This is a genomic window from Bacteroidota bacterium (assembly GCA_036522515.1).
GTDB lineage: Bacteria > Bacteroidota > Ignavibacteria > UBA10030 > SZUA-254 > VBOC01.
Map to the genome: position 1 here is coordinate 1 of DATDFQ010000028.1, position 26973 is coordinate 26973.

19 protein-coding genes and 1 pseudogene are annotated in these 26973 nt (G+C 59.1%); 4 read left to right on the forward strand and 16 right to left on the reverse strand.

Features of this window, described 5'->3' with window-relative positions; all coding sequences use genetic code 11:
• The first annotated feature begins 213 nt into the window (after nt 1–213).
• The 3 genes from VI215_04260 to VI215_04270 all read left to right on the forward strand — a co-directional run bounded on the left by VI215_04260 (nt 214) and on the right by VI215_04270 (nt 6896).
• A complete protein-coding gene (locus VI215_04260; protein HEY6191523.1) occupies nt 214–2658 on the forward strand; it encodes a DNA internalization-related competence protein ComEC/Rec2 in 2445 nt (814 codons plus the stop codon).
• Between the two features lie 155 nt (nt 2659–2813).
• The gene (locus VI215_04265; GenBank protein HEY6191524.1) at nt 2814–4436 is read left to right on the forward strand and encodes a methylmalonyl-CoA mutase family protein; all 1623 of its coding nucleotides are present in this window, start codon (nt 2814–2816) and stop codon (nt 4434–4436) included.
• A 117-nt stretch (nt 4437–4553) separates the two neighbouring features.
• Complete coding sequence (locus VI215_04270; protein ID HEY6191525.1) at nt 4554–6896, forward strand: protein kinase; 2343 nt, start codon at nt 4554–4556, stop codon at nt 6894–6896.
• A 13-nt stretch (nt 6897–6909) separates the two neighbouring features.
• On the opposite strand, the gene nth is transcribed toward VI215_04270, so the two are convergent.
• From nth to VI215_04305, 7 genes are all read right to left on the reverse strand, one after another.
• The gene (gene nth, locus VI215_04275) at nt 6910–7581 is read right to left on the reverse strand and encodes an endonuclease III (GenBank protein HEY6191526.1); all 672 of its coding nucleotides are present in this window, start codon (nt 7579–7581) and stop codon (nt 6910–6912) included.
• 104 nt (nt 7582–7685) lie between these two features.
• Nucleotides 7686–8387: a cell wall-active antibiotics response protein LiaF gene (gene liaF, locus VI215_04280; GenBank protein HEY6191527.1), complete on the reverse strand. Its 702-nt coding sequence runs from the start codon at nt 8385–8387 to the stop codon at nt 7686–7688.
• Between the two features lie 21 nt (nt 8388–8408).
• The gene (polX, locus tag VI215_04285) at nt 8409–10151 is read right to left on the reverse strand and encodes a DNA polymerase/3'-5' exonuclease PolX (protein ID HEY6191528.1); all 1743 of its coding nucleotides are present in this window, start codon (nt 10149–10151) and stop codon (nt 8409–8411) included.
• A gap of 48 nt (nt 10152–10199) precedes the next feature.
• Nucleotides 10200–11249, reverse strand: coding sequence for a type III polyketide synthase (locus VI215_04290; GenBank protein HEY6191529.1), 1050 nt, complete (start codon nt 11247–11249; stop codon nt 10200–10202).
• A 32-nt stretch (nt 11250–11281) separates the two neighbouring features.
• Complete coding sequence (gene dusB / locus VI215_04295) at nt 11282–12286, reverse strand: tRNA dihydrouridine synthase DusB (GenBank protein ID HEY6191530.1); 1005 nt, start codon at nt 12284–12286, stop codon at nt 11282–11284.
• A 154-nt stretch (nt 12287–12440) separates the two neighbouring features.
• Nucleotides 12441–15575 carry a T9SS type A sorting domain-containing protein gene (locus VI215_04300; GenBank protein HEY6191531.1) on the reverse strand — a complete coding sequence of 1045 codons (3135 nt, stop codon included), beginning with the start codon at nt 15573–15575 and terminating at the stop codon, nt 12441–12443.
• Between the two features lie 156 nt (nt 15576–15731).
• The gene (locus VI215_04305; protein ID HEY6191532.1) at nt 15732–16742 is read right to left on the reverse strand and encodes an isocitrate/isopropylmalate family dehydrogenase; all 1011 of its coding nucleotides are present in this window, start codon (nt 16740–16742) and stop codon (nt 15732–15734) included.
• 243 nt (nt 16743–16985) lie between these two features.
• On the opposite strand from VI215_04305, the gene VI215_04310 reads away from it, so the two are divergent.
• Nucleotides 16986–17786, forward strand: coding sequence for an MOSC domain-containing protein (locus VI215_04310; GenBank protein HEY6191533.1), 801 nt, complete (start codon nt 16986–16988; stop codon nt 17784–17786).
• A 61-nt stretch (nt 17787–17847) separates the two neighbouring features.
• Here the strand turns inward: VI215_04310 and VI215_04315 are convergent, their stop codons facing one another.
• The 9 genes and pseudogenes from VI215_04315 to aroF all read right to left on the reverse strand — a co-directional run bounded on the left by VI215_04315 (nt 17848) and on the right by aroF (nt 26960).
• Nucleotides 17848–18603, reverse strand: coding sequence for a prephenate dehydrogenase (locus tag VI215_04315; GenBank protein ID HEY6191534.1), 756 nt, complete (start codon nt 18601–18603; stop codon nt 17848–17850).
• The gene (locus VI215_04320; GenBank protein ID HEY6191535.1) at nt 18600–18908 is read right to left on the reverse strand and encodes a chorismate mutase; all 309 of its coding nucleotides are present in this window, start codon (nt 18906–18908) and stop codon (nt 18600–18602) included. Before VI215_04320 ends, VI215_04315 begins: the two co-directional genes overlap by 4 nt.
• A pseudogene (aroC, locus tag VI215_04325) lies at nt 18885–19937 on the reverse strand (chorismate synthase). Before aroC ends, VI215_04320 begins: the two are co-directional and overlap by 24 nt.
• A 3-nt stretch (nt 19938–19940) precedes the next feature.
• On the reverse strand, nt 19941–21215 hold the full coding sequence (aroA, locus tag VI215_04330) for a 3-phosphoshikimate 1-carboxyvinyltransferase (GenBank protein HEY6191536.1): 1275 nt from the start codon (nt 21213–21215) through the stop codon (nt 19941–19943).
• A gap of 88 nt (nt 21216–21303) precedes the next feature.
• Nucleotides 21304–22722 carry a type I 3-dehydroquinate dehydratase gene (locus tag VI215_04335; protein ID HEY6191537.1) on the reverse strand — a complete coding sequence of 473 codons (1419 nt, stop codon included), beginning with the start codon at nt 22720–22722 and terminating at the stop codon, nt 21304–21306.
• The gene (gene aroB, locus VI215_04340) at nt 22719–23804 is read right to left on the reverse strand and encodes a 3-dehydroquinate synthase (protein HEY6191538.1); all 1086 of its coding nucleotides are present in this window, start codon (nt 23802–23804) and stop codon (nt 22719–22721) included. The genes VI215_04335 and aroB overlap by 4 nt, the downstream gene beginning before the upstream one ends.
• A 122-nt stretch (nt 23805–23926) precedes the next feature.
• Nucleotides 23927–24724 (reverse strand): tryptophan synthase subunit alpha, encoded by a 798-nt coding sequence (gene trpA, locus VI215_04345; GenBank protein HEY6191539.1) that lies wholly within the window; start codon nt 24722–24724, stop codon nt 23927–23929.
• Entirely contained in the window at nt 24721–25917 is a 1197-nt protein-coding gene (trpB, locus tag VI215_04350; protein HEY6191540.1) for a tryptophan synthase subunit beta, read from the reverse strand. The genes trpA and trpB overlap by 4 nt, the downstream gene beginning before the upstream one ends.
• Complete coding sequence (gene aroF, locus VI215_04355; protein HEY6191541.1) at nt 25914–26960, reverse strand: 3-deoxy-7-phosphoheptulonate synthase; 1047 nt, start codon at nt 26958–26960, stop codon at nt 25914–25916. Before aroF ends, trpB begins: the two co-directional genes overlap by 4 nt.
• Between the last annotated feature and the right edge of the window lie 13 nt (nt 26961–26973).

Consider the following 26973-nt stretch of genomic DNA (forward strand, 5'->3'; position numbering starts at 1 on the left):
ACTACAAATATAATACACTAACGAGCTTTTGCGAGGGGCACAGATAGATTTTTTTCTCGCATGATCTCACGCTCGGAGCCCCTTCGACGGAGGAACATCCGGAGGGGTTTTCACACAGTCTGAGAGCGTGGGAACGAGAAAATAAGGCCGAGTCATCGGTAGGCGCAACCTTTAGGTTGCGTCCCGTTCCCACGCAGAGCGTGGGAACGAGAAATGACACGTTACAGGGGGGAGGCAATGGGAGGATTCACCAACCGTCCGGCGGTGAAGTTCTTAGCACCGTTTATGACCGGTATCGCCCTGGGATGGCACTGGCCGTTTAGCGGGCCGGTGGCCCTTTGCGCTCTGTTTGTCGCCTCATCCGTATTGATTGTCATCGCTATCATCGGCCGCCCTGCGCCGATGCGGCCTCTCTTCCTTTTCCTCCTGATTCTCCTTTTCGGAATCCTCAAGATCACGTATGATTCGAGAATCGCCCCCGCGGATGCGATCGCGGACGAGATCAAGCCCGGGCAGAGGTGTGTCGTCCGGGGAGCGGTCACCGATCTTCCTGATCTGACCCGGCCCTTTGTCCGATTCGTGGTGGAGGCGGAGAGCATCCGCACCGGGGATGAGGGATTTCGATCCGTTTCTGGAGGCATACTCGTGAGCGCAGCCAGGGAGGGAACCGATAGCGTTAATTTTGCAGCGTTTGTCTATGGCAGCAGAGTTGTTCTCACCGGCGAATTGGCCCGGCCGTTGCGTGCCCGCAACCCGGGGGAGTTTGACCAGCGGGCCTACCTGCACCTGAATAACATCGACGCGAGAATGTTTCTTGCTCCCGGGGAACTCACCGCCATCGGACCGCCTTCGAAGTCGGATTATCTCGCGAATTTCGTCGCTCCCGTGCGAAGGTCGGTGGGAATCCGGATCGACCGGCTGATCGGGGGGACCGAGTCGAGATTTCTGAAAGGACTCATAACCGGAGACCGGGGCGGCATCCCGATGGAGGTCAAAACGGCGTTCATCAATTCCGGGGTCATGCATATTCTCGCCGTCTCCGGGCTGCACGTGGCGATTGTGGTCATGATCCTCCTCGCACTGCTGCAGGCGGCGCGTGTCCCGGAGATACCCCGGATCATCGTGACATGCCTTCTCCTCGTGTATTATAACTTTCTCACCGGCGGGGCCGCATCGGTGACCCGCTCTGTGCTCATGGCGATCGTGTTCCTGGGAGGGAAACTTTCGCAGAGGAAGCCGGATTTCTATAACACCCTCGCGGTTTCCGCTCTTCCCATTCTTCTAATCGACTCCAAGCAATTCTTCGACCCGGGTTTCCAGCTCTCATTTGCCGCCGTCTTCTCGCTGGTTTACCTCTATCCCAGGCTGGATGCAATGTGCAAATTGCTTCCCCACGCCTTCCGGCAGATCTCCCCGCTCATGTACGCTCTTTCCGCCTTCTGCGTCTCTCTCTCCGCCGGCATCGGAACGCTCCCGTTCACATCCTATTATTTTGGGAAAATCTCGATCGTGGGTATTGCGGCAAATATCATCGTGGTCCCGCTCTCAAACGTCATTCTTGCCGCGGGGATGCTGGCTGTAGCTCTGTCTTATGTCTGGGGCTGGCTCGCCTCCGTCTATGCCGGCGCCACGGGGTTTCTGACGAACGCCCTGCTTTATTCGGTCGAATACTTCGGAAGTCTTCCGTTTGCTTATCTGACCTCCCACTTTACGTTTTGGTCCTCGGTCTTGTTCTATGGCGGATTGGGGATTGCGATCGGAATGACCCGGCCCGGCTCGAGGAAGACTGCGCTGATCGCGCTTTTCATCTCGGCCGATGTCTTTCTTTTCGTCGACATCCTCAGGCCCGTCGGGCCGGGGACGCTTAGGGTGACCTTTCTCGACGTCGGGCAGGGGGATGCGGAACTCGTCGAGCTGCCCGGCGGAAGGAAACTCCTTGTAGACGCGGGCCCGAAGAACACTTCAGGGGATGCAGGTGAGAGGTTCGTGGGGCCATTCCTGGCGAGGGAGGGGATAGGCAAGATCAACGCGATCGTGCTCACCCATCCTCACAGCGATCACCTCGGAGGAATTCCTTACCTGCTGAGGCACTTCGGGGTCGGCGAGGTAGTGGATGCCGGCTCCGGGGCGAACTCCTCGCTCTACCGGGAGTATGTCCACGTTATCGATTCGCTCGCCGTTCCGAGGAGAATCGTGCGTGCGGGCTTCACGCTAGACGCCGCGGAGGGGGTTCGCCTTTACGTGTTGCACCCGTCCGGCAGGTTTGCCGCCCGGGACACGCTGAAGCATGGGAACCTCAACAATCAATCGGTGGTCCTCAAGCTGGTGTACGAACGCACTTCACTGTTGCTCGCGGGAGACGCGGAAAGAGAGGCGGAGGAGAGGATGGTCGCGGTCTACGGCGACTGGCTCCGGTGCGATGGGTTGAAAGCGGGGCATCACGGGAGCATCACAAGTAGTTCCGAACCATTTCTCGACCGGGTGAGGCCTTCGGTCGCAGTTGTCTCGGTGGGCGCAAGAAATAAATTTCGCCTCCCCTCGGAGAGGGTCCTCCGGCGATTCGCAGAGAGGGGGGTGGAGTATTTCAGGACCGACGAATCGGGTGCGGTCGTCCTCGAATCGGACGGAGAAAAGTGGAGCGTGGTGGATTGGCGGTAGCAAAAAGCCCGCAGCCTGAAGGCTGCGGCTACCGTGGCCGAGGGGCCTGGGGGCGCAACCCTCTGCCTGTAGATTCGGTAGCCGCAAGCTTTAGCTTGCGGGTTTTGCCTGGGTTCTTGTATGTCTGACCTTCTTTATGTATAATCAAGCAACCAATGAGTACGACACACAAATCGAGCCCCAGATCTTCGAAGGAGACAAAGCCCGCTGCAGCTCCGGCCGTCGTCCGCACTGATTCGGGGATTGTAATCGAACCCGTTTACAACCCGGTTCCGTTCGATTATGAGTCGAGGCTCGGATCCCCGGGGGAGTACCCCTTTACGCGTGGAATCTATCCCACCATGTATCGCGGGAGACTCTGGACAATGCGCCAGTATGCCGGATTCGGGAGCGCCCGGGAGGCGAACCAGCGGTACCGCTACCTTCTCGGCCACGGAACGACGGGGTTGTCGGTCGCTTTCGACCTGCCGACTCAGATGGGGTACGACTCCGATCACCCGATGGCTGACGGGGAGGTGGGAAACGTGGGGGTCGCGATCGATTCGCTGGAGGATATGGAGGCGCTCTTCGAAGGTATCCGCCTGGATGCGATCACGACCTCGATGACGATCAATTCAACTGCCGCGATCCTGTTGTGCATGTACGTGGCCCTCGCGAAGAAACAGGGCGCCGACCTCACAAAGCTTTCGGGCACGGTTCAGAACGACATCCTTAAAGAGTATATCGCGCGGGGCACCTACATCTATCCGCCTGTGCCCTCGATGCGGCTCGTTACCGACATTTTCACCTGGTGCCGGGACCATCTTCCAAAGTGGAACACGATCTCGATCAGCGGCTATCACATCAGGGAGGCGGGCGCGACGGCGGTTCAGGAGCTGGCGTTCACCTTCTCCAACGCCATAGCGTACGTCCAGGCCGCGCTCGACTCCGGGCTGGAGATCGATACGTTCGGACCGCAGTTGTCGTTTTTCTTCAACGCCCACAATAACCTGTTCGAGGAGATCGCGAAATTCCGTGCGGCGCGCCGGCTCTGGGCGCACATCATGAAAGACCGTTTCAAGGCAATCAACCCGGAGACGATGAAGCTGCGATTCCACGCCCAAACGGGAGGTTCGACCCTGACGGCCCAGCAGATCGATAATAATGTCGTCAGAGTCTCCCTGCAGGCCATGGGGGCGGTGCTCGGAGGTTGTCAGTCCCTTCACACAAACGGCAGGGATGAAGCGCTTTCCCTTCCGTCCGAGGAGGCGGCCCGTCTTGCCCTCAGGACTCAGCAAATCATCGCTCGGGAAACCGGCGTCACGAACACGGTAGATCCCCTCGGCGGTTCGTATTTTCTCGAAGAGCTGACCGATGCGGTGGAAAGGGGTGCGGTGGAATACATCGCCAGGGTCGACGCAATGGGAGGCGCCGTGAAGGCGATCGAGCAGCAGTTCTATCAAAACGAAATCGCGGAGAGTGCCTACCGCCACCAGAAAGAAGTCGAGGCGAAGCAGAAGGTGGTCGTCGGCGTGAATGAATTCGTCGTGCCGGAGGGGGGCGGAGCGGGAGCCCGAAGGTCCAACGAAGAGGTGCAATTTCGGCAAATCGAGAGCGTCCGGTCCGTCCGCTCGAGGAGGGATCCCTCGAAGGTGGCCTCAACGCTCCGGGGATTGGAACGGGCGGCCCGCGGAGATGAAAATGTCATCCCGCACATTCTCGCTTCAGTAGAAGCGCTCGCAACTCTGGGAGAGATCTCGGATCTCCTCCGGGGCGCCTGGGGGGAATACGGTCACTGATGTGCCCGCCGCCCGCTGTCGGGGCAATCTTATTCACCGCGGCGAATTGGGGTCACGTATGATTCATCACGACTGCAGAGTGAAGATGTTACCATCCTGTAAACAATCTTCCCGGCGATGATCGGCAGGACTATTTCGCATTATGAGATCCTCGAGAAGTTGGGCGAGGGGGGCATGGGCGTGGTCTATAAAGCCAGGGACCAGAGACTCAACCGCATCGTGGCCGTCAAGTTCCTTCCCGAAAACCTTCTGCAGTTTACCGACGCGCTCGAACGATTTCAACAGGAGGCTGAGGCGATCTCCGCGCTCAACCACCCGCATATCGCAACAATCTTCGAGATGGATGACATAGAGGGGCGAAAGTTCCTCGTTCTCGAATACCTCGGGGGCGGAACGCTCAAGTCTGCGATCAAAACCCTTCACCTCTCCGGCAAGGAACTTCCACTGAAGGATGTCATTGAGTACGGGGTCCAGGCCGCGGAGGGTTTGGGCCATGCTCACCAGCGGGGCATCGTTCATCGCGACGTGAAGACCGATAACATGATGCTGACCGAAGATGGGAAGGTCAAGATCACGGACTTTGGATTGGCGAGGTTGCGGGGAGCCGCCCATTTGACCAGGACAGGAAGCACCGTCGGGACGGCGGCGTACATGTCGCCCGAGCAAATTCAGGGCGAAGAGGTCGATCATCGGTCCGACCTGTTTTCCTTTGGCGTTGTTCTCTACGAGCTCACCACAGGGCGACTTCCGTTTCGCGGCGAGCATGAGGCGGCAATCAGCTATGCCATCGTCAACGAAGCTCCGGCACCGGCCGGGTCGTTGCGTCAGGGTTTGTCGAGGCCGCTCGAACAGGTCATCGAGCGATGCCTGGAAAAGGACAGGCAGATTCGGTATCAGAGTGCCGGCGAGATCGCAGAGGATCTTCGGGGAATACTCACCGGGTCGCAGGAGATGGGGAAGGTGAGTTCCGGATTTTCGAGGCGTGCGCGGGTGGCGGTGGGAACGATCCTGGTGGCCTGTGCCATCGCAGCGACGCTTTTTCTCCAGCGGACCCGGCCCGCACCGGCGGTGGAGAATTCGCTGGCGGTGCTGCCGTTCAGGAACATGAACCAGGACATCGAACTGGAATACTTCAGCGACGGGATGACGGAAGATATCATCACCTCTCTGTCGAAGATCGCAAATCTCAGGGTCATTTCACGCACCTCGGCGATGCGATTCAAAAACACCGAGAAGAGCATGAAGGAGGTTGCAAGGGATCTCAATGTGAGCGCCCTCCTGCAGGGAAGCGTGCGGCGTTCGGGCAACCGTGTCCGGATTGGCGCACAGCTCATTAGCGCCGGGGAGGATGAAAACATCTGGGCGGAAACCTACGATCGTGAATTGACGGATGTCTTCGAAATCCAGAGCCAGATATCCCGGGAAATTGCGGCAGCGCTGAAGTTGAGGCTGGACGGAGGTGTAAACCGGGGGATCGCACACAGCCCCACCGGAAATCCGGAAGCTTACGACCTGTATCTCAAGGGCCGTTACCAATGGAATAAACGAGTGCCGGAGTCTCTGCTCAAGAGCGTGGAATTGTTCCGCCAGTCCGCCGAAAAAGATCCCGGGTACGCCGCCGCCTCGGCGGGTCTGGCCGACGCCTACACGCTGATCGGGACGTTCGGTCTCCAGCCCCCGGCGGTAGCCTTCCCGCAGGCAAGGGCCGCGGCGATGCGGGCGCTGCAGATCGATTCCACGCTTGGGGACGCTCATGCCTCGCTCGCCTTCGTCCTCATGTACCACGACTGGAAATGGGACGACGCGGAAAAGGAATTTGGCAGGGCCATCTCCCTGAACCCGGGGAATGCGGTCGCGCATAGCTGGTATTCGATGCTTCTCACCCTTCAGGGGCGTACCCGGGAGGTGCAGATTGAGCGGAAGAAGTCCGGGGATCTCGATCCCCAATCGCCGGTCATCAGATCGGACCTTGGCCTTGAATCATACTTTCAGCACAACTATGACCAGGCCATCGATGATTTCCAGGGGTGCCTGAAGCTCGACCCTCTCTTTGTGGCGGCGTACGTTCCGCTTGGCGGCGCATTCCTGCAGAAAAAAATGTATGCCGAAGCGATCGACGCGTTTCAACACGCGAGCATGTTTTCACAGGGGCATCCCATTACGGTGGCGGCGCTGGGGTATGCCTACGCTCTGACGGGGAGGACGGAGGACGCGGTGTCGATGCTCGATCTCTTGATCGAGCGCCGCGCCGGGGAGTATGTCCCGCCCTACTGGATCGCGGTGGTCGAAGCGGGTCTGGGGAGGCGCGATGCCGCTTTTGATTGGTTACAAACAGCGTTCGAGGAGAAGGACCCCTCTCTGCTTTACCTGAGATTCGATCCTGCTCTGGATGGTTTGAGAACGGATCCCAGGTTCGCCCTCCTTGTTCAGAAGGTCGGCCTCGGGCTTTCGGGGGGTTAGGAGGGAAAGCCGGTCAGGCTCCGGCTCGAAGAAATCCGGCCGCGGAGGGGCAGAGGTCGCTGAGCCCGCACTCCGCGCACTTCGGCGTTCTGGCCTGGCAGGTCCGTCTCCCGTGGAGGATCAACAGGTTTCCGATTTCGGTCCAGTCTTTCCTCGGGATAACCTCCATCAGGTCGAGTTCGATCTTCTCAGGGGTGGTTTCCTTCGAGAAGCCGAGCCTGCCGGAGAGTCTCGCAACGTGGGTGTCGACGACGACCCCTTCCGCCTTTCCGAAATGGTTTCCCAGAACGACATTTGCGGTCTTCCTCCCGACTCCGGGCAGCCTGACCAGCTCGTCCAAAGAATCGGGGACTATGCCGCCATGGGTGGCGACTAGTTCTTTGCAGCAATTGATGATGCTCTTTGCCTTGGCATGGAAGAACCCCGTCGAACGGATGATCTCTTCAAGCTCGGGTTGCCGCGCATTGGCAAACTCCGCTGCCGAACGATATCTCTTGAACAAGATCGGGGTGACCTTATTGACACGCTCGTCGGTGCACTGGGCGGAGAGAATCGTCGAGAGTAGGAGCTCGAGCGCGTTCGAATGGTTCAGGGCCGTCTTCGCTTCCGGGTAGAGCCGCTTGAGCTTGCGGGTGATGGTGGCCGCGCGTTTCTTGCGTTCTTCGGGGGTCTCTTTTTTCGTCACAATTCCTGCCGATGTGTTTCAGAATTACGATCTGAGATAGAAGCTCCTACCGTCGCAAAGCCCGCAAGCTAAAGCTTGCGGCTACCGATACCTCTGGCGATTCTTTATTCCACCCTGATGCTGCCGAACACGCGTGTGATCGTAACTTTGAGACGGTTGGTTGCGGTCGCGTAGTTCGGCGTCACGTGCTGGATCTCCGTGGAGATACCACCCTTGCGCTGCCCCAGGATCATGAGGTCGCCGAAGACCGAGCTTGCCGAGATGGCGACAGCGGCATCCCTCGGGAGGACCAGCCTCGATTCTCCGAACACGCCATGGATCCGGAGCTCGTGCTCACCTTCTGCAATCCCTGCGGCGGAAAGGTCGAGATTCGACCCCCCGAAGACCGTCGAGATTGATCCTCCCCGGAAATGGGTAGATGTCACGTTGACAGAAATGTCGCCAAACGCGCTCGACTGGTGGAGAAGCTCGCTCGCAGATTGGTTCGGTCCGCCTGCTGACGAGGGGGGTTGGTACGATCCCTGCTGTTCGGACCCCGTGTCGCCCGGTTCGGTCTGTTGGGTCTCCCCGCCAACGAAGCCACCCGGCTGCGACCCCGGTTGCTGAGCGGCGCTCTGCGGGTATCCTGCCGGTCCCGGGACCTGCGAGATCGACCTCTTCCGGAGGAGGATGGCCAGCCCCCAGAACACCAGGATAAGCGGCCAAAAGTTGCTCATCACGTCCCCGAAATCCGCCACCCCAAGATTGTCAAGGAGAATAAGGATGCCGATGATGATGAGGATGAATCCCCAATAGAGATTTCGCATGGTTCTTGTTCGAAGTGAATGTTAACGGTTAAGGAGCTTGGCGACTTCCCCGGCGCCGAGGGTGTTGATCACGTCTTTTTTCTCGAGCCATCCCTTGCGGGCAATCCCGACGCCGTAGCGCACATCCGTGAGACCGTGAATATTGTGCGCGTCCGGGTTGATGCTTATTTTGACGCCTTTTTCCTTCGCATACTTGCACAGCCGCCAGTCGAGGTCGAGCCGGAGGGGGTGAGAATTTATTTCAATCATTTTCCCGAAGTCCGACGCGGCATTGATCACCTCAACCATGTTCACGGGGTACCCTTCGCGTTCCAGCAGAAGCCTGCCGGTGGGGTGGCCGAGCATGGTCACATATTTGTTTTTGACGGCCTTGATGATCCGCTTCGTGGCCTCTTTCTCCGTCATTTTGAACTTGCTGTGGACGGAGGCGACCACAAAATCGAATCCCGCAAGGATCCGGTCGTTCCAGTCGAGGCTTCCGTCTCCCAGGATATCCACCTCGGTGCCCTTAAAGATCCGAAAACCCCGGAAGGTCCCATTAAGTGATTCGATTTCCTTGTGCTGAAGTTTCACACGGGCCTCGCTCAGACCGCCCGCGTAGGCCGCGATCTTGCTGTGATCGGCAATTCCGATGTATTCCCAGCCCAGCGCCCTGGCCGCCTGGGCCATCTCGGCGATGGAATTCGATCCGTCGCTGTATGTCGAGTGGCAATGAAATGTGCCGCGGATGTCCGATTCTTCGATCAATCTCGGAAGCGTACCCTTATGAGCGGCGTCGATTTCGCCCATATTCTCCCGAAGCTCCGGGGGGACATATGACAATCCCAGTGCCTTGTAGAGGTCTTCTTCCGTTTTGCAGGTGACGAGGCGTTTCGGCTTTGTCCGCAATTCGGATGCGGGAAGCTTTGAGAAGCCGTACTCGTTGAGGCTCCACCCGAACCGCTTGGCACGGGCGCGGATCTCGATATTGTGCTCCTTGCTGCCCGTGAAGTACTCCAGGGCGTAGGGATATTCGCTATCGGAGGTGATTCTGAGATCGCAATTGATTCCCGATTTGAGCACAACGCTCGATTTCGTCTTCCCTTTGGCGAGGACCTTTTCCACGTCCTCGTGCCTGGTGAAGGCGTCCATGATCTTCGGCGCGCGTCCGCTTCCGGCGCTCGCGAGGATGTCGATGTCGCCTATGACTTCCTTCCGGCGGCGGAGGCTTCCGGCAATCTCGCACCGGATCACCCCCTGCTGGCGGCGGATGAGGGCGAGGATGGAGTCTGCGGCCGTCCGGGCCGTAGAATAGAGGTGCTTATCCGCGTGCTTCTGAAGCTGCTCGATTCCCGAGAGGATGTTCGCTTCCGTCTTTTCGCCGAAGCCTTCCATCGAACCGAGTTTGTGGGCCGCCGCGGCAGCTTTGAGCTGATCGACGCTCTTGATCCCGAGTTTCTCATGGAGGAGCTTGACCTTCTTCGGCCCCAGCCCCTGGATCCGGAGCATCTCGGTAAGTCCGGCAGGGAGGGAGGACTTCAGCTTCTCGTAGTAGGGGGAACTTCCGGTCTCGACGAGTTCCACGATCTTTTCGGCGAGGCCTTCTCCGATCCCTTTGATGTTCTTCAGGCCTCCGCTCTCGATCAGGGCGCTCAAATCGTCAGGGAGAGCCGCGATGATCCTGGAACCGTTGTGGAAGGCGCGGCACTTGAAGGGATTCTCTCCCTTGAGTTCCAGAAGGGTGCCGATCTCGTCGAGTATGGAGGCGACTTCTTTGTTCGTCATGCTATTTGAGGAGTTGATAAAAACAGAACACGCGTGCGGCGGATAGCCTCACCACCGGAGGAGAGCCCCTTCGAGCGCGAGGCCAGGGCCCATCGCGAGCATCACTCCGAGGTCGCCCGGCCGGGGCGCCGATTCCCGCAAAGTTTCCTGAAGTACGAACAGGACCGTGGGCGACGACATGTTTCCGAAGTGCTTCAGCACGCATTCGCTGTGGCGGACCTGTTCGTCCGTGAGGGCGAGCTCCGCCTTGAGATTGTCGATGACCTTCCTTCCGCCGGAGTGGAGGATCCAATGCCGGATTAGGTCCTTCCTCACGCCGGTCTTCTGGAGCAGGTCCGTCACGACTTGCTTTGCGAGTTTGCCCGCAACGTCCCGGATATCCTTGGAGAGAATGATGCGCAGCTTGCCGTCGCGTTGCTCGAATCCGACCTTATCGATGAGCGAGGGCTCGAGAAACGAGATGAATTCCGAGATGCGTGGAACCGTTCCCTCTCCGTCCATGCCAACGATCACCGCCGCCGCGCCATCGGCACAGATGGCGTTCCCCACGACCGTTTCAAGAGAGTCGTCGATGTAATAACAGGCGGAGCATATCTCAACCGTAATGAGGAGCGCGCGCTTCTCCGGGTACGCTTTCACGAAGTCGTAGGCGCGCTGCAGGCCCGGCATCGCCCCCGCGCACCCCATCCCGAGAAGGTCCGCGCGCTGAATATCGCGCCTCATCCCCAATTCCTTGATCAGGAGGGAGGAGAGGCCCGGGCAGAGGTACCCGGTGCACGACACGGCGACAATGTAGTCGACGTCGGAGATGGAATACCCACCGGAGGCGAGGCAGGCGTTGATGGCCTCTGCGCTGAGCGTAACCGATCCTACCGCGAACCGTTCGTGGAGTTCGTCTGAACTCTCGTTGAGATTGAACGATTCGATATCGAAACAAAAATGCCGGAAGTCAATCCCGGAGTTCATGAAGATCTGCCTGACCCGCTCGCTCCGGTAAAATGCCGATGAGCGGTGTGCCAGCTCGTAGATTTCCTCCTGGGAATATCGGCGCGGCGGGTTTGCCGTGCCGACGGCGAGAATGGCGGGAGAGGCGTTCACCGGGTCACTCGGATTCGAGCCCCGTCGAACGCTCAGGCCGCGAGGGCTTCGTCTCTGGTTTGTGGGGTGCCATCCGGAAAATTGGCAGCGAATTGCCGGAGTTCTTCAAGAATCTGGTCGAGCGCTGTGTGTGCCATGAGCCGGGCGCGCAGCCAGGCGATACCGCGGATATTGCGAAGGTAACCGCTATAATGTTTGCGGAATTCGATCACCCCGTAGCGGTCGCCCTTGTGTTCGATCGATAACCTCAGGTGCTGGATCAGGGTTTCAAGACGCGCTTCGAAGGAGGGCTCCGGAAGCAGAGATCCCGTCTTGAGATAATGTTTTATCTCTCGGAAAATCCAGGGATTCTGGATCGCGCCTCGGGCGACCATGACACCGTCGCATCCGGTCACATCGAACGCGTGCTTCGCCGAGGCCGGGGAGTCTATCCCACCGTTCACGATGATGGGGATTTCCACGGCCTTCTTCACGAGGGGGATCCAGGAGTAATCGGGGGCTCCCTGGTGCCCCTGCGCCCTGGTCCGGCAATGGACGGTGAGAGCTTTTGCACCGGAGTCTTCAACCATTTTCGCCACATCCACGATCCGGATCGTCGAGGTGTCCCAGCCAAGGCGGGTTTTCACGGTGACTGGAATCCCCACCGAGGAGACGACGGTCGATATGATCCTCATCATCCGGTCCGGATCGAGGAGCAAACCGGCTCCCGCCCCGTGGCCGGCGACGTTTTTGACCCAGCATCCGCAATTGATGTCGATCAGATCGGGGTTCAATTCTGCCGCCATCCTTGCGGCGCCCGCCATCGATTCCTCGGCCCCGCCATAAATCTGGATTCCGAACGGCCGTTCCTCTTCCAGGAACTCCATTTTCCGCTTCGTTTTGGCGGAACTGCGGACAAGGCCCTCCGCGTTGACGAATTCCGTATACATGACGTCCGCCCCGAGCCGCTTGCAGATGAGCCGGAACGGAATATCCGTCACATCTTCCATCGGTGCGAGGAGAACCGCCTGCGATATGTCTGTTTTGCCGATGATCATGGTTTTTCGAGGTGTCATTCTGAGCACGTTCGCTTCGCTCAGTGCAAACTCTACGCAGTGAAGCGAAGAATCTCCTATTCCGACCAGTGAGATCCTTCGCTTCGCTCAGGATGACAATACTAAAATATCGAAAATACGGCCGGAATGCAAGCCCCTATTTCATCAACAGAATCTTTCGGACCTGGCTGAAATCGCCTGCGGTCAGGCGGACCATGTACATTCCCGAGGGGACCGTCAATCCGTGCTCGTCCCTCGAATCCCATTCCGTGACATGGTATCCGGCTGCCTGCTCTCCGTTCATGAGAGTCGCAATCTTTCGCCCCAACACGTCGTAGACGGTGATATTAACCGCCGCCGCCTTCGGGACATCCACGCTGAATTGCGTCGTCGGATTGAAGGGATTGGGATAATTCTGCGAGAGGGCGAATTCCTTCGGTACCGCAAGCCCGTCCACGAGCTTCAAAACCAGTTTCGTGACGTTGGGATCGGAGATCGTCACTTTGCCGGTCCCGTTAATGATGCCGAGCAGCTGGCGTTCTTTTGGCGTCGTTGCCATGATCGCAAGTTTTTGATGTTCGCCCGGCTGAGATTCCCATGACAGGCTGAGTGGGTAGACGGCGTCATCCATGGTAATCGTGTACTCATTGAGATTTGCATGATCGGGCTGCGAAGGATAGACCTCAACCATTCTGCCCGAGGCAAACCTCACGTTCAAAGCCTTCTCGGGAGCCGAAGGGGGCAATTCGTACTTATGCGCGGCTTCTGCGCTGAGAATGGCGTCCGAGCCGATGTAAAGTGTCTGCGATCGACCCTTGACCTCCTGGATCGTTACCCTGTCCAGGCCCGAGAGTTCCGAAATACCAGGGGACTGCTTGGCGATTGCGCCGGAAGTCGAACAGAGGTGCATAATGCCCGCCGCATTCGTTTTTACCCAATATCCTCTTCCTGGATTTATTATTGTGGCGACAGTGTACGAACCGGAGAAGCCAAAGTAGGGGGAGGTGACAATCGACGGAGGCGTCGTTGTAAGTGAGCCAACGAGCACCGGCTGCGACACGCAGCCGATAATGTTCCAGCCGGCCAGGAGCGTGTCATCGACGCAAGTTATGGCAGATCCAACATAGCACTGATTCTGAGCGCCGCTGAACTTCACCCAGTACCCGCGCCCGGGGACGATTGTCTGTGTGGGAACGTAGCTTCCCCCATAGTAGAACGCGCTCGGCGATGTTGCCGTCGGGAAGATGAATGACTTCTGATTGCTGGGAGAAAATGAGCCGAGGCAAACGAGGTTCCAACCGTCCGTTCCGGCCGTACAGAAGAGGACCGGGTTATACGTGACGCACAGCCCGTTGTGAAGATGGCTCTCGGGAGGGTAGCCATCCTTGTTGAAATAATTGAACGGAGCAATTGGGCCCGGAGGATGCTTCAGGGAATCCGAATTGATCCCGGTGAGGTTTGCCGCGTCGAGCCCGCCAATACCGATGTTCGGATACTGGAATTGGATCGTTCCCGTACCGCGGTCAAGGATTACACGGAATATGTCGTTATCGCCGATCGCCCCGGTGGCGTCGAAATCGCCGCTGGAGTCCCACTCAACGACAAATTTTCCGGGGTATGCGGTGCTGCTTGTCCGGACATGGCCATATGTGGCAAAGGGTGAATCCTGTTTGCTGATCCAATCCGCCCAATACGGGGCGATAAAATTCTTGGGCATAAAGCCCGCGGCGCGGCGTGCGGTATCGGGCCGACCCTGGTGCTGGCGCTGCGGAAGGTCAAACCCGTCGGTTGCAAATCCGTTGGAGTTGACGTCGAGCGTATCTGTGGCGTTCCTGGAGAGCGCGATCGCTCCGTTCACGCCGACCCACGCATAATTCAGCGTGTCTCCAAAATAGACAAACGGTCCGCCGAGTGAATAGGGTCCGGCAGTTCCGTCATCTCCCCTGGCTACGTTGGTTGTGCCCGGAGGGAGGAACCATTTCGAAGTGTCGATGACGGTCCCGGTACCGACGATGCTCATCGGGGTGCAGGCCAGCGTCGTATCGCACAAATAATAAGTGCTGTTGAAGTCAACGACCTTGTACGTATATTCAAGCGTGGAGTCGGCCGAACCAAGGGAGTCAACTGCGAAAACTCTGTAATGGACGATCCTGTTTTTTGAGCCTGTTCCCGGGAGAGTTCCGAGATACGTGTCCCCTCCGATATTCCCCAGCGATGCCGAACCGCTGGTGACCAAATTTCCGGCCAGGTCGGTGACCCTGTAACGAATGCCCGCCGATTCGACGCCTGCCTTGCCCGCATCCGCGGGATCGCAGTCGAATATTTCGGCGGAAATTGTCTGGGGTGCCGTAGAAATTGTATTATTGATCTTGTCGAAGTTGGAAATCGTCGGGGGGAGGTTGGAAGTCGCGGTCATGACGTACCAGAAATTGATGTTAAAATCGCCGCGCGCCACCCAGCCTTTGCAGGTAAAGCCCGCCTGGAAAGTGACAACGTTCTCATAGAACTTCCAGTTGTGAGAGTGAACGTGGTCTGTGTCGGCCGAAGCGAAAAAGCCCGTATTCTGGTTTGTGCCGCATGTTCCGCAGCAATTGTCGTTGACATCTCCCGTGATCTTTAGTGTCATGAAAAATGGAACTCCCTGGTGAAGCGTCACAGTCCCGCCGGTCGCGAGCGATGGATCCATATAAACCGAGTTGACGCTATTTGCTTTCGCTTTCACAGGGAATCCTGATAGCCCCCAGATTGATGAATCGACAGGCGGGTAGGATGGGCCGGGGCCTCCTACCACGGTTGAAGTCCACGGACCGGTGGCATCTTCGGGGAAGGCTGCGACGCCATCCTCGAGATCGGCGCTGCTTTCCCAGTAGCCCCAGCACGTGCTTGAGGAAGCGGCGGGATATCCGCCGTAACCGGGGCCGTGGCCCGGATAGACGTTCGATTTAAAGAGCCGGAGGACCAGTTGCGAGTCGGGAGCGCACACATTCGCGGATTGGAACCAGAAGACACTGTCGAGGGTTCCGTTCGCCGGTGGCATAAACCACTCTGCGACGATATCGTTGTGGAAACCGATATGATTGGTAGTGCTGGGGTAGAGCGCAGGGGGGTACCCGAATGTGGCCAGACCCGTACATCCCGCGCCTTCGGGGAAGAGCCCCACTTCCTTCGCGACGGAGAGGGGGCTTTGACCCTTCGCGAGAGGGATCGCATCCCCCCTGGAACTAACGAGGAATCGCTGCTGTGACAGGGCAGGGAGGGCAGCAAGAATCAAAAGAGGTAGTAGTCGTTTCATGGCGATCCTTTCCCGAAATGAATTCTGACCTCCCGTATATCCCGACCTGATTCAGGTAGTATCGGACTTTTTCTGCTGAAAGTCAAAGGAGTCGCCCGGTGGGTAGAGGGTGAATTTCAACAGCCGAACCGAAAACCCGCAGCCTAAAGGCTGCGGCTACCCTACCTTCCCCGCAATGGCCTCAGCCATTTCCATCGTTCCGACGGGTTTTCCGGGATTCAGGTCGGCGGTGACGAATTTTCCCTCCCGGACGACGGATTCGACGGCGGACTCGATCTTCTTCGCTATTTCCCCCTCTCCGAGATGGCGGACCATCATGGCGGATGCGAGGATGAGGGCGCTCGGATTCGCGATGTTCTTCCCGGCGATGTCCGGGGCGCTTCCGTGCACGGCTTCGAACAGGGAGACCGATGCGCCGATATTCGCTCCCGGAGCAAGGCCGAGGCCCCCCACGAGGCCCGAGCAGAGGTCCGACAGGATATCACCGAACAGGTTGGTGGTTACGATGACATCGAACTGATGCGGGTTCATCACCAGTTGCATGCACATATTGTCGATAATCTTGTCCTCCATCCGAATCTCGGGATAATCCGCGGCGACCGCCCGGGCTACGTCGAGGAAGATACCCCCTGTAAACTTCAGGATGTTCGCCTTATGGACGACGGTGACCTTCTTCCGCCCCGCCTTCTTCGCGTATTCGAAGGCGTAACGGATGATCCGTTCTGAGCCGGAGCGGGTGACGACGCCGATCGTTTCGGCGGCGCTCTTGGCGGGGTCTATGTAATGCTCGATCCCCGCATAAAACTCCTCCGTATTCTCCCTCAGGACGATTAGATCGATCTTCTCCCACGGGGTCTTGACGCCGTCAAACGATCTCGCCGGCCGGAGGTTGACGAAGAGGTCAAATTCCTTCCGGAGGGCGACGTTCACGCTTCGGAAGCCGGAGCCGATGGGTGTGGTCAGGGGGCCTTTGAGGGCGACCTTGTTCCTCGTGATCGATTCGATGACGCCGGGAGGAAGTGGATCTTTGTACTTCTCGAGCGCCTTCGCGCCGGCCTCGAGTGTTTCCCATTCGATGGGGACTTTCGCAGCCTCGAGGACGCTGAGCGTGGCCTTGCTGATCTCCGGACCGATGCCGTCGCCCGGAAGAAGCGTTACTTTATGCATCAGATGGTCTTTTTCTTGATTAATGAGGTGATAATGTACGAAAAATAACGGCACCGAACAATGGAGCGAAGGGCGGAAGGAAGGCTTCTCGTTCCGCCGCTCTGCGGCGGAATGCATATTCGGGCGCTCCGCGCCCGCGGCCGCGGAGCGGCCGGGATACGCGTTGCCACGCGGAGCGTGGGAACGAGAAAACCGAAAACCCGCAGCCTAAAGGCTGCGGCTACCCTGCCCGAAAGACTTTTAGTGTTGATACTTTCCGGCCGTCTTCCTACATTCAACAGTCAAAACCATTTCATCCTCAACGGCAAGCCCTTGCGCCACGTCGGCAACATCAAATCCCTTCACCGCTACCCGGTCAAATCGATGGCGGGAGAAGCGCTCGCGTCGGCCGTGCTCGGCTGGCACGGCATCGAAGGGGACCGGCGTTTCTCCTTTGTCCGGGGGGGAAACCTGAGCGGTGTGCCTTGGCTTGTCGCCAGCAAGATGCCGGGGCTGATACGGTACAAAGCCTACCATGCGAACGGCAGGGACCCTTCATCGCCGGTTGTTCGCGTGCGGATGCCCGAGGGCGCCGATGTCGAGGTCGAAAGCGAGGCCCTCCTCACGCAAATAGCCGCTTCGTTCGGGAGCGAGGTGACATTGATCCGTGTGCGCAACGGCATCTTCGACGAATCTCCGCTCTCGGTGATCAGCACGACCACCGTCAGGGCCGTCGAAACGGAGACGGGAATCGCGCTCGACATACGTCGTTTTCGACCCAATATCCTTGTCGAACCGGCCGGCGATATACCGGTTCACGAGGACGAATGGACCGGCGGAACGGTCGTCTTCGGGAGCGGCGTCGATGCGCCATCGGTGCGGGTGACGATACCGGATTTGCGATGTGTCATGGTAAACCTCGACCCTGAGACCGCCGAGTCCGATCCGCGCATACACAAAGCGATAGTGAAATCGTGGAACAATTGCGCCGGAGTATACGCCTCGGTGTTGAGAACGGGTACGCTATCGGTTGGCGATCCTGTTTTTCTGGAGAAGAATCAGTAGGAGGTTTACCGTGTCGGGAGGAGGAGATCCTTCGCTGCGCTCAGGATGACAGGTGGGGGGTTCAGGATGACAGGCGGGTCCGCTTATGGCCCTTCGAGAGTTCCTTTTCCAGCTTTCTCAATTCTGCAATGAGGAGCCGGGGCGTTTGCCACGCAAAGCGGTTGTGCCGATGCATATCTTCGAGTAACTCGTGCGTGTCATGGCCCGTTGTCTTTGCGATTTCGGAGAGTCTCCGGTAATTTGACGTCAAGTCGGCCGCCCGGGGGAGGTCGAGCCGCAGGAGAGTGTGGCCGATAAACTGCGTAAGGAAAAGGCTTGACGCGATCAGCTTATCGTGTTGCCGCGCGCTCATGCGATGGACGATCAGGCCCCGCCCCTCCAGGTAGCGCGAGATTCGGCGGAGCCGTTCGCGCGGGATTCTTACCGGGCAGAGGACTATTCTCTTTCCGGCGCAGCTTGTTGCAGCGCTATCCGGGCCGAAAAGCGGATGAGTTCCGAGAATAATCGTGTGCCGTGGGAGGATCGACTTCATCCATAGGATCGGTTCCACCTTCACGGAGCAAACGTCGCAGAGGATCGTTCCCGGGGAGAGGAGGGGGGCCAGTGAGCGAAGGACCGGCTTGAGCTTTCCGATCGGGACGGCGAGAATGATGAATTTCTTCCGGGCGGCTTCGGAGACGGGAACCTTCCTCACACCCTGTTCAGTTCGAACGGACGGCCGGCTGTCGGAAATGCAAATCCGGAAATCCCGCTTCAGGTAGCGGGCGGCCAGACGGCCGAACCTGCCGTACCCGATGATCGCGATTTCCTTCTTCATACGGTCTTCTGGATCTTCCGTGCGTGCTCGAAGACCGCCTGGAAGACCTTTCGGACGAATCCCGGATCGAGGTTCGCATCGGAAACGAGAGCCAGCCGCTTGCGTATAATTTCATGCTCGCGTCGCGGGTCCGAGATCGGCACATTCCTGCTTTTCTTCAGGCGGCCCACTTCTCTCACAAGATCCTGCCGCTGGCCGAGCAGCACCATGAGCATGTCGTCGATGAAATCGATCCTCTTCCTCACCGCCGCGAGAGAATCGCGGGGGCGAAGCAGTTCCTGACGGACAAGGTGATCCGCGAGCACCAGCGCAATCATGGATTCCACCACCGGCACCACGCGCGGGCAGAGGCAGGGATCGTGCCGCCCTTCGACAGAAATCTTCCTGCTGCGTCCTTTAAGGTCGATTGTGCTCTGTGCCTTGGGGATTGAGGAAGGAGGCTTGACCGCGACCCGGACCACGATGTCCTCCCCGTTCGAAATGCCGCCGAGGATTCCGCCCGCATAATTCGTCTTCGTCCTGATTCTGCCGGTCTTCCGTTCCTTATAGAACGAATCGTTATGTTCGCTTCCCATCATCTTCGTCGCGGCAAATCCCGACCCGATTTCAAACCCTTTGATCGCGGGGATCGAGAGAAGCGCCTTCGCGAGATCGGCCTCCAGCTTGTCGAACACAGGATCGCCGAGTCCCGCTGGGCAGTTCTTCACGACGGCCTCGACGATTCCGCCCAGGGAGTCGCCGGCCTTCTTTACTTTGAGTATCTTGCGCACCATTTTCTTCGCCGCCTCCGGGTCGGGGCAGCGGACGGGGTTCTTTTCGATCTCCCGGTAGTCGATTGTTTTGGCCGAGATCGAGCCGACCTCCCTGGTGTAGCCGATTATCCGGATCCCGCGCTTTGCGAGCACCTGCATCGCCACGGCGCCGGCGGCGACACGGCCTGCGGTTTCCCTTCCTGAAGAGCGGCCGCCCCCGCGATAGTCCTGGATGCCGTATTTCGAGAGGTAGGTGTACCCGGCATGACCCGGCCGGAAGAGATCCTTGATCGCATCGTACGCGCCCGACTTCTGGTCTTTGTTCCAGACCAGAAGGCAAATCGGTGTGCCCAGTGTTTTCCCCTCGAAGACTCCGCTCAGGATGTGGACCTGATCGGTTTCGCTCCTGGAGGTGGTGACGGAGCTTTGTCCGGGCCTTCGCCGGTCAAGCTCCTTCTGGATGTCCTGTTCCGATATCGCCAGCCTGGGTCTTACCCCGTCGATCAGGACCCCCACCGCCTTGCCGTGGCTTTCACCGAATGTCGTAATTCGAAATAAACTTCCCAAGGCATTTCCGGCCATACGCTAACCCTCTTGTTCAAGTTTGCTGAATTCGTCCCAGAAGGTGGGGAAGGACTTCCCGACACACCCCGGGTTCGTGATGACGACACCCTTGACGCGTAATCCCGCCACTGCAAAACTCATCGCCATCCGGTGATCGTTGTATGTGTCGATTGTCGCCGCCCGCAATGTGCCCGGATGAATCGTGAGCCCGTCTTCGTGCTCTTCGACCGACGCGCCCAGCCTGGTCAATTCCGCCGCCACCGAGATCAGGCGATTGGTCTCCTTATGCCGGAGGTGAGCGATATCGAAAATGCTCGTCGGCCCCTCTGCGAAGGCGGCGACCACCGCGAGTGTGGGAACGCTGTCGGGAATCTCATTCATTTCGACGTCGATACCCCGCAATTTGTTCCCCCGAAGCTCGATGCTGCTTTCGTGGCGCGTCACGGTGCAGCCCATCTCGCCGAGAAGGCTCAGGAACCTGATGTCTCCCTGCAGAGATTCCGGAGAAAGGTTCTTGATCACCACATGACCGCCGGTGATAGCCGCGGCGGCGAGGAAATAGGTCGCCGACGAGGCGTCTCCTTCGATCGGGAATTCGTGCCCGATGTACCTCTGCTTGTTGTTCACCCGGAACAGGGAGTAGTCGATGCTATCGATCTCGGCTCCGAACGACCGCATGACGTGCAGCGACATATAGACGTACGGCAGGGAACTTAATTTGCCCTTCACGCGGAGCTCGACGGAGCGCGACGCGTACGGGGCGGAGAGAAGGATGGAGGAGACGAACTGGCTGCTCGCCGAGGCGTCGAGTTCGATCCGCCCTCCCGTGAACGTGCCCCCATGGATCGTGACCGGGGGGTATCCATTTTTACTGGCGCTCCGCACTCCGGCAGAGTGTAACGCGTCGAGCAGGTCCTTGATCGTTCGTTTTTTCATGTCCTCGTCGCCCGTGATGACGGTCTCACCTTTCACAAGAGCGGCGAGCGTGCTCAAATATCTCATCGCGGTCCCTGCGTTCCCGACGAAAATCTCTTCCGCCGGAGCCCGGAGCTCGCCTCCTGTGCCTTCAACCTCGAGCCCACCAGGGTGGTCGTTGATCCGCACCCCGAACTGCCGCAACGCGGCGATGAGGTAGTTCGAATCGTCGCTGCGGGAAGGGTCAAGGAGCGTCGAAGTGCCGTCGGCCAGCGCCGCGGCGATGAGCGCCCGGTTGGTATAGCTTTTCGAAGGAGGAACTGCCACCTCGAGATCAATCGTCCGTGCCGGGCGGATCGCTCTGACAGAAGGCGCGTTCATGCGGAGGGGTTCCTGTGGGTAGGAGATCCTTCGCGGAGTTTACACTGAGCGAAGCGAATGTGCTCAGGATGACAAAATGGAGGGAGGTTCAGCATACCTCTAGAAATAATTTGGATTGGAGCCGGGCCTGCTCTGTAAACAGTTCTGACCCGGAAATGATGTTGCACCCGGCTGCCTTCGCATTCCGAAGCAGGAGTGTCATCGGTGGATAATGGACGGCGTCCAGGACCGTCATTCCGCGACGCAGGAACCGCCGGGGGACCGGAGACTCGTTTGAACGGGGTGACATGCCGACGGGCGTTCCGTTCATCAGAATGTCGGCCGCGAGATCGGGAAGGTCCTCAAAGGACGCCCATGAGCAGTCGAGACGCGATGCGAGTGCCCTTGCCCGCTCGATTGAACGTCCGACTATCGTTGTCCTCGCGCCCGCATTCCGCGCAGCGAACGCCATGCTCGATGAGGTGCCCCCGGTGCCGAGAACGATCGCCCTTTTCCCCCGAGGCTTTGTTCTCGTTCGGAGGAGCTTCCGAAGAGCAAGATAGTCCGTGTTGCATCCCGAAAGAGCTCCTCTTCGAGCCACGACGGTATTAACGGATTGGAGGATCAGTGCATCCTCGTCGACATGATCGATAAATGGGATGATATCTCGTTTAAACGGCATGGTGATGCTGAGGCCCGAAACCTCGTCCCGAAACGCCTTGAAGAACCTCCGGAGGTCGTCCACCAGAAATGTCACATAGACCGCATTGAGAGAGTTGCGCGAAAAGAACGCGTTATGATGACGGAATCCCTGGCTCTGGGAGACGGGATTCCCGACAAGTCCGAAGAGGCGGGTGCTCCTGTTTATATTCTCGACCCGGAAGATCTCTCTCAAGTCCGCCGCAGACAACTGCCCCGGTGCCGTCGATTCGCTGATCCCGGAGGAGGCGTAGCTGTACGCCGACCCATACTTTCCTCCGAGAATCCTGCTCACCTGGCCCCGTTCGTTCATGCAGAACGCGGAGATCCGGCGCCCCCTGTTCCGGGCACCCATGAGAAGATCGAATATCTTCTTATTGTCGCTGATGTCGTTTGCCGATGTGACGAGCTTGAGGTTCCTGGCGGGGGTCGCGCAAAGGCGTTTCAGGATCGAGCGAAGGTCCGGTGGCGTCTGTTTCGTATCGTGATGAGATACGATCACTCTCGACGCGCGACCCGCCGAGAGTAAGCGCCGGATCTGGCGAATTCCCCATCGCAATTCGATGTCCACATATTCCGCCCCGGAAGCCAGTGCGGAGGAGAGGATGCGTACCTGCTCTTCGGCGGAGCCCCGGAACCATCCGCCCTCGGCACGATGACGGTTGGTTATTATTACATGCGGCCTCGGTGAGCGGAGAAGCTTCTCCATATCGGGATTTTTCATGCGGTCGATCCTGATCTCCACGAGATCGCGGGAGCCCGCCTCTGCTTTCAGGATCGACCGGGCCTCTTTCATCGAGCGGGGCGCTATCGAGACGATGAGCTTCACGCCCACGCCTCGAGCGATGCGCGCACTTCGGCGCGCGAAAGCGGGATTCCGGTGACCGCCTCGCCGACCGCAAGGGGAAGGGTGTACCGCACGACACCGCCCACCGATTTCTTGTCACGGCTCGTCATCAAAAGGAGTTTCTTCCGGTCCGTCCGCGCGGGCAATTCGGTCGGAAGGCCGTAGAGACGCAACAACTTCTCTAAGCGGGCAACCCCCGTGAGGGCGAGCATGTTCTTCGTGGCTGCGACCCGCGCCTCAGTCACCATGCCGATGGAGACCGCTTCTCCGTGGGAAATCCGGTAGCCGGAGAGAAGCTCGAGCGCATGGCCGATGGTATGGCCGAAATTGAGTATCCGCCTTAGATCGAGCTCAAGTTCATCTTCCTGCACGACGCCCCGTTTCAGCTCGCAGCACCGGGTGATAATCTTCAGGAGGATGCCGGTTTTTCTCGCAAGGACCCCGGAGGCGGATCGTTCCAGCTTCGCAAACATGCCGGCATCGAGGATCATGGCGTATTTGACGACTTCCGCAAGACCTCCCCGAAATTCGCGCAAGGGGAGAGTCTTGAGTAACGACGGGTCGATGAAGACGGAATCGGGCTGGTGGAAGGCACCGATAAGATTCTTACCGAGCGGGTGGTCCACAGCCACCTTGCCTCCGACGCTGCTGTCCACCTGGGAGAGAAGGGTCGTAGGGATCTGGACATAGGGCACGCCCCGGTGGAGGGTCGCCGCCACGAAACCCGCAAGATCGCCAACCATCCCTCCGCCGAGGGCGATGATCAAAGAGTCGCGTCCGGCGCCCATCCCGAGGAGCCTGTCTTCGAGCCGGTTCTTGGTATTCCTGTCTTTGCTCCGCTCCCCGGCCGGGACGGCCAGGAGATGAGCCCGATGCCCCGCAGATCCGAGCGCCTTCAGAAATGTCGGCGCATAGAGCTTCTGCACATGATTGTCTGTGATGACGAAGAGCCGCCTCTCCCCGTATCGCCTCCGGATTTCGGCAGCGGCCTGTTTCAGGGTCGTCCCGATCACGATGTCGTACGAATCGTCGACGACTCGCTTCAAGTTTACATGAATCTTCATTTGCAAGGTCATCCGGCAAGTTCTATTTCGTTAAAAGACACGCAAGCTAAAGCTTGCGCCTACCAAATCCGAACCCACATCATAATCGTCGGTAGCCGCAGCCTTTAGGCTGCGTCACCCGGTCAATGTGTGTCCAGCGCCTTCCGTATCGAGCGGACAAAATCGCATGCGCGTTCGATTCCGCGGCCGGGTGGAGCGTCCCTGAGCGTCTTGATGAGAGCGCTTCCGATGATCACACCGTCGCTCATCTCCGCGACCCGGCGGGCATCATCGGGAGTCGAGATGCCGAAGCCCACAAGGAGCGCGTTGTTTTTCACGGCTTCCCTGGCGCTCCGGAGAAAGCCTTCCGCCTGGCCCGCGAGCGCCGTCCGCTCGCCCGTTACGCCCGTGATGGAGATGCAGTAGAGGAACCCGCTCGAGATCCTGTCGAGCTCGGCGAGCCGGGCCGGAGGAGTCGTGGGCGCAGCGAGAAAGATTGTCGAGACTCCCCGCTCTTTGGCGGCGGAGACATATTCGGCGCTTTCCTCGAGCGGCAGGTCGGCGATGATGGTTCCATCGATGCCGCCCGAGGCGCACTCTCCCAGAAAGCGGTCCATGCCGTACGAATAAACCGGATTCGCATATCCCATCAGAACGAGTGGAAGGTCGGTCTCCTTCCTGATTTCCCGCACGAACCCGAAAATCCCGGCGAGCGTCACTCCGTTCCCGAGCGCCGCTTCTGAACTCTGCTGGATCGTCGGGCCGTCGGCGATCGGGTCCGAGAACGGAATGCCGATCTCGATGATATCCGCGCCAGATTTCGCGAGCCCGAGGATGAGCGGTACGGTATCCTGCATTGCGGGGTATCCCGGAGTTACGAACAGGGAGAGCGCCTTGTTCCCGTTTTCCTTTAGCTTGAGGAGTGTTCGTGCGATCCTCATGGGGTTGAAGCCTTCGTGATGGCCGGAAGATCCTTCTCGCCTCTGCCGGAAAGGTTTACCACCACGATCTCGCCGGCGGTTGTTTTCGGCATGAGATGCCTCAGGTAGGCGATCGCATGCGCCGATTCGAGAGCGGGCAGGAGGCCTTCAAGGCGTGTCAATTCGAGCCCCGCATCCAGGGCTTCCTGATCGGTGACGGAGACGTACGACACGCGGCCGGAATCTTTCAGGTAGCTGTGTTCGGGGCCCACGCCGGGATAGTCCAGCCCCGCAGAAATCGAGTGCGCCGGCATGATTTGCCCTTCCTTGTCCTGCAGGACGTAGCTATAGGAGCCGTGCAGCACTCCGGGCCTGCCTGCGGTGAGCGTCGCGGCGTGGTGCCCGGTGGCTACGCCGAGCCCGGCCGCCTCCACTCCGATCATCTTCACCGGATCGTCCAAAAAATCATAGAATAAACCGATCGAGTTGCTCCCTCCCCCCACACACGCGACCAGGTAGTCCGGAAGGCGCCGTTCCCTGGCCAGCACCTGCTGCCGCGCCTCCTTTCCGATCACACGCTGAAAGTCTCTGACGATCATCGGGTAGGGGTGGGGGCCGACGACGGAACCGATGACATAAAAGGTGTTGCGGACGTTTGTGACCCAGTCGCGCAGGGCCTCGTTCGTCGCATCCTTCAGGGTCCTCGTTCCGGAGGTCACCGGGACGACCTCCGCGCCGAGAAGCTTCATCCGGGCGACGTTTATTTCCTGGCGCGCCATGTCCTCCGTCCCCATGTAGACGACGCAGGAAAGGCCCATCATGGCCGCGACCGTGGCGGTGGCGACGCCATGCTGGCCGGCGCCGGTCTCGGCGATGATTCTCGATTTGCCGACATGCCTCGCGATGAGAATCTGCCCGATGGTGTTGTTGATCTTGTGGGCGCCGGTGTGGCACAAATCCTCGCGTTTCAGGTAAATCGCAGCGCGGCCGAACTTCGCTGTCAGCCTCTTTGCCGGGTAGAGCGCGGTGGGCCGGCCGGCGTACTCTTTCAGCAGCACGTCCAGCTCGGCCTGAAACGACTGGTCGCGGCTGAGTCCGGAGTACGCATCTTCCAGCTCCTTCAACGCGGAAATCAACGTCTCGGGCACAAACCTCCCGCCGAAGAGACCGAAGTGCCCGCGGTTGTCCGGAAACCGCCCTTGAGTCGAACTCATCCGGCCGCCTGTGCGCTGTGGATATTCCGGGTCAGCGTTCTGTTCATGATGGGGGCAAGTTGTTCGACTTTCTCCAGAAGCAACTTGAACTTGGAGGGTTTCAGCGATTGATACCCGTCGGAGAGCGCCATGGCGGGGTAGTTGTGAACTTCGATGATCAGCCCGTCGGCTCCCGCGGCGATCGCGGCGAGGGACATCGCGGTGACGCCGTCCCACACGCCGATGCCGTGGCTCGGGTCGACGATAATCGGGAGGTGCGACAACTTCTTGATGATGGGGATGGAATTGAGGTCGAGCGTGTTGCGCGTCGCCGGTTCGAACGTCCTGATCCCCCGTTCGCAAAGGATCACGTTGTAGTTTCCTCCGCTCAGGATGTATTCGGCGGACATCAGGAGCTCCTCGATCGTCGCCGCGAAACCCCGCTTGAGGAGGATCGGTTTGCGCAGCCCGCCGAGCTCTTCCAGGAGGGAATAGTTGTGCATGTTGCGGGCGCCGACCTGCAGGACATCGGCGCATTCGGCGACGATCGGGAGGGTTGCGCTATCCTTCACTTCCGTGATGATCCTGAGCCCCGTCGCATCCCGCGCGTCCTTGAGGTAGAGCAAGGCCTCGTCCTTGAGCCCCTGGAACGAGTAGGGGGAGGTTCGCGGCTTGTAGGCCCCTCCCCGAAGGAACTTGATCCCCAGCTCCTTCAGATTGAAAGCGAGATCGATGATCTGCTGTCGGCTCTCGACGGAGCACGGACCGGCGGCGATGGCGAGCTCCTTCCCCCCGATCAGGGCGCCGTTGACGGCGATGACGGAGTCTTCGGGCTTTCCTTCCCGGCTCACGAGCTTGAACGGCTTGGTGACCGCGATCGCCTCCACCACGCCGGGGAGGTTGAGGAAGAGCTCCGGATCGACCTTCCCCTTGTTCCCGGTGACGCCGATCGCGAGGCGCTCCTCGCCGGGGATCTCATGGGGAGTGTAGCCGAGGGACCGGATTTTCTCTTTCACCCGTTCGACATCCGAACGCGGTGCGTTGAGCTTCATGACGATGAGCATGGCGGTTCCGTAG